At 62.6% G+C, this 6,035-nt stretch carries 5 protein-coding genes; 4 read left to right on the top strand and 1 reads right to left on the bottom strand.

Annotation, left to right across the window (positions count from 1 at the left end):
- From VLE48_06780 to VLE48_06795, 4 genes are all read left to right on the top strand, one after another.
- On the top strand, nt 1-313 hold a 313-nt coding region (locus VLE48_06780; GenBank protein HSA92698.1), incomplete at its 5' end, for a hypothetical protein.
- A gap of 39 nt (nt 314-352) precedes the next feature.
- Nucleotides 353-1,468, top strand: coding sequence for a tetratricopeptide repeat protein (locus VLE48_06785; protein ID HSA92699.1), 1,116 nt, complete (start codon nt 353-355; stop codon nt 1,466-1,468).
- Nucleotides 1,469-1,489: 21 nt separating this feature from the next.
- Nucleotides 1,490-2,224, top strand: a complete 735-nt coding sequence (locus tag VLE48_06790) for a hypothetical protein (protein ID HSA92700.1) — start codon at nt 1,490-1,492, stop codon at nt 2,222-2,224.
- Between the two features lie 22 nt (nt 2,225-2,246).
- The gene (locus VLE48_06795; GenBank protein HSA92701.1) at nt 2,247-3,263 is read left to right on the top strand and encodes an ADP-ribosylglycohydrolase family protein; all 1,017 of its coding nucleotides are present in this window, start codon (nt 2,247-2,249) and stop codon (nt 3,261-3,263) included.
- Between the two features lie 50 nt (nt 3,264-3,313).
- Here the strand turns inward: VLE48_06795 and VLE48_06800 are convergent, their stop codons facing one another.
- Complete coding sequence (locus VLE48_06800; GenBank protein HSA92702.1) at nt 3,314-5,989, bottom strand: protein kinase; 2,676 nt, start codon at nt 5,987-5,989, stop codon at nt 3,314-3,316.
- Nucleotides 5,990-6,035 lie beyond the last annotated feature (46 nt).

Below are 6,035 nucleotides of genomic sequence, written 5' to 3' on the forward strand. Positions count from 1 at the left end.
ATCTCCCTACAAGTTGTATTGCCTATTAGCCAACAGGGGAGTCGAAAACCTCTTGAGACTGGCGGCTATTGCCCGAGGCATCCGGTTGAAAGGCTCGAACGCGGTCATCCCGGTGGACACTCCGGTGGAGGCGTATGTAGAGAGGGACGTCACATTCGACCTGGAGGCAGCCACCCAGGTTGCGATTCGCCTCGGTTACCTGAATCCCGAGGGCTCGAGCATGGCAGCGGACCAAGGAAATGACGCTAGCAAGAAGACGAAGGTGGAGCTCTCGAGTTCGCAAGGCGCGGTTCCGCGGAAAGAACAGCCCTAGAGGCACGAGGCTGTACCTGCTCAGGAGGGAGAAAAGACCATGATCAACGCGAGAGATTGGACAGGGTCCCAGATCGATTGGGGGTGGCCAGCCGAATTGTTCGTAGGCGTAAGATTTCTGGCCGCTTCCCTTTTCCTGGTGTTGGCCGCGTCGGGCGCGGTTTCGATTCCAACTGCCGGGCAGAACGAGCCGCCGGACGTCTCTGAATACGCCACCCACTTCAACCGTGGAAACGAATTGATGAGGGACATGCGGTTCTACGAAGCCGCGGCAGAGTTCCGCGAGGCCGTCCGCCTGAAGCCGGAGAGCCTGCCAGCACATCAGGCGTTGGCTGTGGCTTATGCCACTACGGACAACCTTCCCCTGGCCTGGAAGGAGGTCCGCCTGCTGCACCAAGCCAAGGTTGAGATGCCCCGTGCCTTCCTGCGGTTGCTGGCCGGGGAAATGCCGGAAGAAGAGGCGATCAAGGAGCTGGAGAGCATCGAGAAAGAGCTGGCGGAAGCGCAAACGGAGCAGGTCCATAGCCCTGCCATGAGCACGAAGCTGGGTGAAGCGCTGTTCCGTGCGGGCGACTATACCGGCGCGCGCCAGGAAGCCGAGCGCGTACTCCAGTTCGATGCCGACCAACCGGACGCGCACCTGTTGCTGGGCCAGATGCAGAGCATCGATCCACAGGCCGGCGACCAGGCGATCGCGCACCTGAAGACGTACCTCCAGTTCGCGTCGCACGAGCCCGCCAACGCCAAAAAAGCCGGGCTCGCCTATCGCCTTCTGGCCGGCATCCACGATCGGACGGGCGATTACGCACAGGCGCTCACAGCCTACGAGGAAGGACTGAAAGTGGCACCGACGGAAGCTGGAATGTGGAACAACGCGGCGTGGATCTACGCCACGGTTCCAGAAGAGTCGCTGCGAAATCCGGAGAGGGCGCTGGAGTACGCCCGCAAGGCGGTAGCGCTCTCTGAAGGAAAGGGGCGCGGGCACGCGGCGTATTTAGACACGCTGGCGCAGGCGCTCTATCTGAACGGCCGATTCGAGGAGGCGGTCGAGACGGAAAAAGAGGCGCTATCTCTTTCGCCCGATAGCGAGTTCATGCAGGGACAGTTGAAGCGGTTCGAGCAAGCCAAACAACAGGCAATGGCGGCGAAGCACTAGACGCGCGCCAGAGGAGGAACCATGAATAAGGCGAGGTGGTGGGGATTGCTGATGCTGGCAGTGGCAGCGACGGCGTTGGGGGAGGAAATCCTCCTGAAGGACGGCACCAAGGTGGTCGGGCGCATGGCTTCGATCAAGGACAACAAGATCCAGGTGGAGACGCCGTACGGCAAGATGCAGGTCTTGCGAGGCGACATCCAGTCGATCACCTTTCCCGAGAACCAAGCCTCGGCGTCGTCTCCTGAAGCCCGGTCGGTTACGCTGGTGGATGAGGCTTTAGATGGCAACAACTACGTTAACCGGACGGAGAAGTTTGCGTTGACGGTACCCATCGAGTGGAAAGTCCAGCCCGAACTGCGCAAGACTGGAGCGATTGCCGGCCTGAGTTCGCCCAGCGAGATGCAATTCGTCATCGTTGCGCAGGAGGAAGTTTCGGCTTCGCTCGAAGGTTACAAAGGCTTGGTCGACCTGCAGTTGAGAGCTGACTTGGCGAACTACGAAGTAGTGAGCGACTCGGCGGTCACCATCGACGCTCGCCCTGCCGCCTTGCTGAACTACCGAGGCTTGGCTGGACAGGCCAAGAACTTTCCGGTTCATTACTTGACTGGAATCGTAGGTTACGAAGGCAGGTTCGTCCGCATCACCGCCTGGTGCGCCGAACCGCTGTTCAAGGAATCGCAGCGCGTCCTGGAGAACATCATTTTCTCCTACCACGAACTGCCCGAGCCGACGGTGTCGAGCACGAAATCGCCCTGACTAGGGCGGGTACCTGTGTCCGATGAAGCGACCGACCGAAAATGAGTTTGCCGGCTGCCTGATTGGCCAATGTCTGGGCGACGCTCTCGGCTTTCCGGTCGAGGGCGAATCGCCGGAGGTGTGCCAGAGCTATGTGCATGACTTTGTTCGCACGGGCCGCGTGGTGAAGCAATGCCGGGGCCGTTATCGCTTTGGACAGTATTCCGACGACTCCCAGCTTGCCCGCGAACTGATGCAGAGTTTTGTCGCCTGCGGCGGCTTTGATCCCAGGGACTACGCGGACAGGATTGCCGCCATTTTTGTGGAAGAGCGCATCGTGGGTCAGGGATTCGCGACGCAAGCGGCGGCCTTTCGGCTGGCTGCGGGGCTGGCGTGGGAAGAAGCAGGCACGCCACCGCCGGCTGCGGGCAATGGTGCCGCGATGCGTGCCGGGCCTGTCGGTTTGCTGTTTTCAGGTGACCCTGAGCGCATGGTCCACGTGGCGCATGAGCAGAGCAGGATCACCCACAAGGACGCACGCTGTTCGGCGGGGGCGATCTTGATAGCCGGCTCGGTCGCCTTGATACTACGGCACACGCCGACAAAACTGCCAGAGTTCACAGATCAGTTGGCTGGCTGGGTTGCGCCGTTCGACCCAGCCCTGGCTTCGGCTTTGCCGCGCATGGAGAAATGGCTGCAATCCGAGCCTGAGGTAGCCGTTCGCGAGATCTCCAGGATCGGTTTGGATCCGGACCACGTAGACGCCTGGCAGCACATCTCTCCGTTCGTGACAACCAGTGTGCTGTGGAGCCTGTATTCGTTCCTTAAGCATCCTGACAACTATTTGGAAGCGATTGGTACAGCAATCGCTGCGGGTGGAGATGTGGACACGACTGCGGCCATGACCGGGGCCATCAGCGGTGCGAGAGTAGGGCTCGAAGAATTGCCCATGGATTTGGTGCAGCTTCTGAACGACAACGAGACCTGGCGCTACGAGGAGCTCGTCGAGCTTTCCAGGAAATGCCATTCCATGGTGATGGCGGCTCGTAATCCACGTTAGCGCCCAAAAGCGGGGCGCGAACGTGGGGCACCGTCGCTACGAGATTGAAGCTACTTGCGGTCTTTGAATTCGGTGAACCAGTTCTGGACGACGGTGATGGCGATGCGCTTGGCGGCCTGGCTGGCTTCGCGGACCATGAGGAAGCGGCGGCCATCGGGAGAGACGTCGAACTGGAAGGGGCCTTCGAACTGGACGCCGGCGGTGTCGGCACTGAAGAGCACGCGGGGCGCGCCCAGGGAAGGAGCGTTGCCGAGGGTGGAGACGCTGACCTCGGTCATTTGGCGCGCGCCGCTGCGATAGAAGAGCTTGTCGCCCTTGGGGCTCCAACGAGGGATCGCACCGCTGGAGGCCGAGACCTGCCATTTGCCTTCGCCTGAGGGAAAACGGGTGAGGTAGACCTGAGTGGCGCCGGACTCGTCGGAGACATAGGCGAGATAGCGGCCATCGGGAGAGAGCTGGGGTTGAAACTCGCGAGCGGGAGTGGCGAGCAGGGAGACGGGCTGGCGGTCGCCGCTCAAGGGCATGTACCAGATGTCGGTGGCAGTGTCCTTTCCGTCGCGAGTGAAGGCCAAATACTTGCCGTCTCCGGAAATGCTCGGGTCATCTCCCTCCCCCAGGTACTGGGCGCTGCCGGTGCCATCGGCGGCTTTTACGGCCAAGCCGTGATTGACGTTGACGTAGAAGACCCGGTCTCCCTGGGGTGACCAGACCGGGACGGTATCGGGCGCGGGATCGAAGGTGAGGCGGGTACGGGTGTTGCGCTTGAGGTCGAAAATCCAGACGTCGACATTCTGATTGACGCGGGCAACGGCAGCGACGCGCGTGCCGTCAGGAGAAACCCGGGGAAGGCCAAGGTAAATCTGGGTCTGGTTGCCCACGGCCTGGGTCTTGCCATCCATGCTGACCCAAACAAGTTCCTCCAAGCCGGTGGAACCTCCGCCGATACAGGTCAAGGTGCCTTCCCGCGAAAGGCTGGGGAAGGTGGCGCCGGACAGGACCAGGAAAGGATCTCCTGTGGCCTTGAGGCTGGCGAGAGAAAAGGGCAGGGCCCAGACGCCGGAGTTCACTCCGGTGCGACTGAAGAGGATGTGGCCGGTAGGCGAGTAGGAAGGCTGCCATAGCGGGTCGCCCTTGAATTGGACCAGAACGGTGCGCTGGTTACCGGTGATCAGGGCCAGGGTGTCGGGAGGGCTGTTCGCGCGATGAAGGACGGCGAGAATCCCCTTGCCGCCGGGCAGAACGAAGGGCTCATGGATATCGTTCTCGTCGGCTGCGAGAGGCACGAAGATGCGAGGGTCGCCGCCGCGATCGGAAACGGAGAACAGGCCGGTGTTGCCGCGGGAGTAGAGGATGGTGCCATCCTCCCCCCAGAAGGCTCCAGCGCCACCGGTGAACTCGACGCCGACGTTGGCGATGGCAGTAGCCCCGCCGCCACTGACGGGAACCTTCCAGAGTTTCCCCTCCAGCAAGTAGCCCAGGAAAGCGCTATCGGGCGACCAGAAGGGGTGAGTAGCGCCGGCAGTACCCGGAATGGCGCGGGGCTCCAGCTTGTCCAGTTCGCGAACCCAGAGCTGACTCTCCGCAACGTAGGCGATGACGCGACCGTCGGGCGAGATGGCGGGAGGAAAAGGAAGGCTGGAACCCTCGATCACAATCTCGAATTTGCGCAACGGAGGAGACGCCACAGGCTTCAGCGTCCAAGCGACGAAGGCGCTGGCGGCGGCGAGCACAACGGCCGTTGCAAGCCACAGGGCACGGGAGCGAAGAGTGGAGACGGGCGCAGCGGGAACGGAAGCGGCAGGGGCTTCGGAAGCGGCGGCACTGGGGTCGGCGAGGGCGATGCGGGCTTCGCCGATGTCGCGCAGACGGAGTTTCGGGTCTTTCTCCAGGCAGCGACGCAGCAGGCGCAAGAGCGCGGGCGGCGTAGAGTCGGGCAGACGGCTCCATTCGGGATCGAGCTTGAGGATGGAAGCCATGGTGTCCGAAACGGTCTCGCCGGAGAAGGCCTGGCGGCCCGCAAGCATCTCGAAGAGGACGCAGCCGAAGGCGAAGATGTCGGTGCGCTTGTCCACTTCGCGGCCGCGGGCCTGCTCAGGACTCATGTAAGCCGCGGTGCCCATGACCACGCCCAGGCGCGTGGCGGGCGTGGTGAGCGTGGGCGAACGCGAAAGGTCGGTGATGGCGGCCTCGCTCTCGAACATCTTGGCGAGGCCGAAGTCGAGCACCTTGACCGTGCCCGCGGGCGTGACCTTGATGTTGCCGGGCTTGAGATCGCGATGGACGATGCCGCGCTCGTGGGCGGACTCCAGAGCTTCGGCCACCTGGCGGGCGATGTCCAGTACCTCTTCCATAGCCAGCGGACCGCGGCGGATGCGCTCGAGCAGCGTCTCGCCCTCGACCAGCTCCAGCACCAGGCAGCGGACGCCTTCGGCATCCTCGATGCCGTAGATGGCAGCGATGTTGGGGTGGTTCAGAGAGGCCAGCAAGTGCGCTTCACGCTCGAAGCGAGCCATGCGGTCCGGGTCGAGCGCGAAAGCTTCGGGCAGAACCTTGAGGGCGACCTCGCGGCCGAGACGGCTGTCGCGGGCGCGATAGACTTCTCCCATGCCGCCCGCGCCCAGCTTCTCCGAAACCGTGAAGTGCGAAATGACCCTGCCGGTGAGCAGCAACCACCCCCCGAAGTGAAGGCCATCGTAGATGCGCGTGGGGCTGACGTCAATTTGCAAGATGGTTCCGCGGTGCCGCGGGAAAATCTAGCCACGGATGGACACG

Source organism: Terriglobales bacterium, assembly GCA_035454605.1.
Classification (GTDB): domain Bacteria; phylum Acidobacteriota; class Terriglobia; order Terriglobales; family Acidobacteriaceae; genus DATMAB01.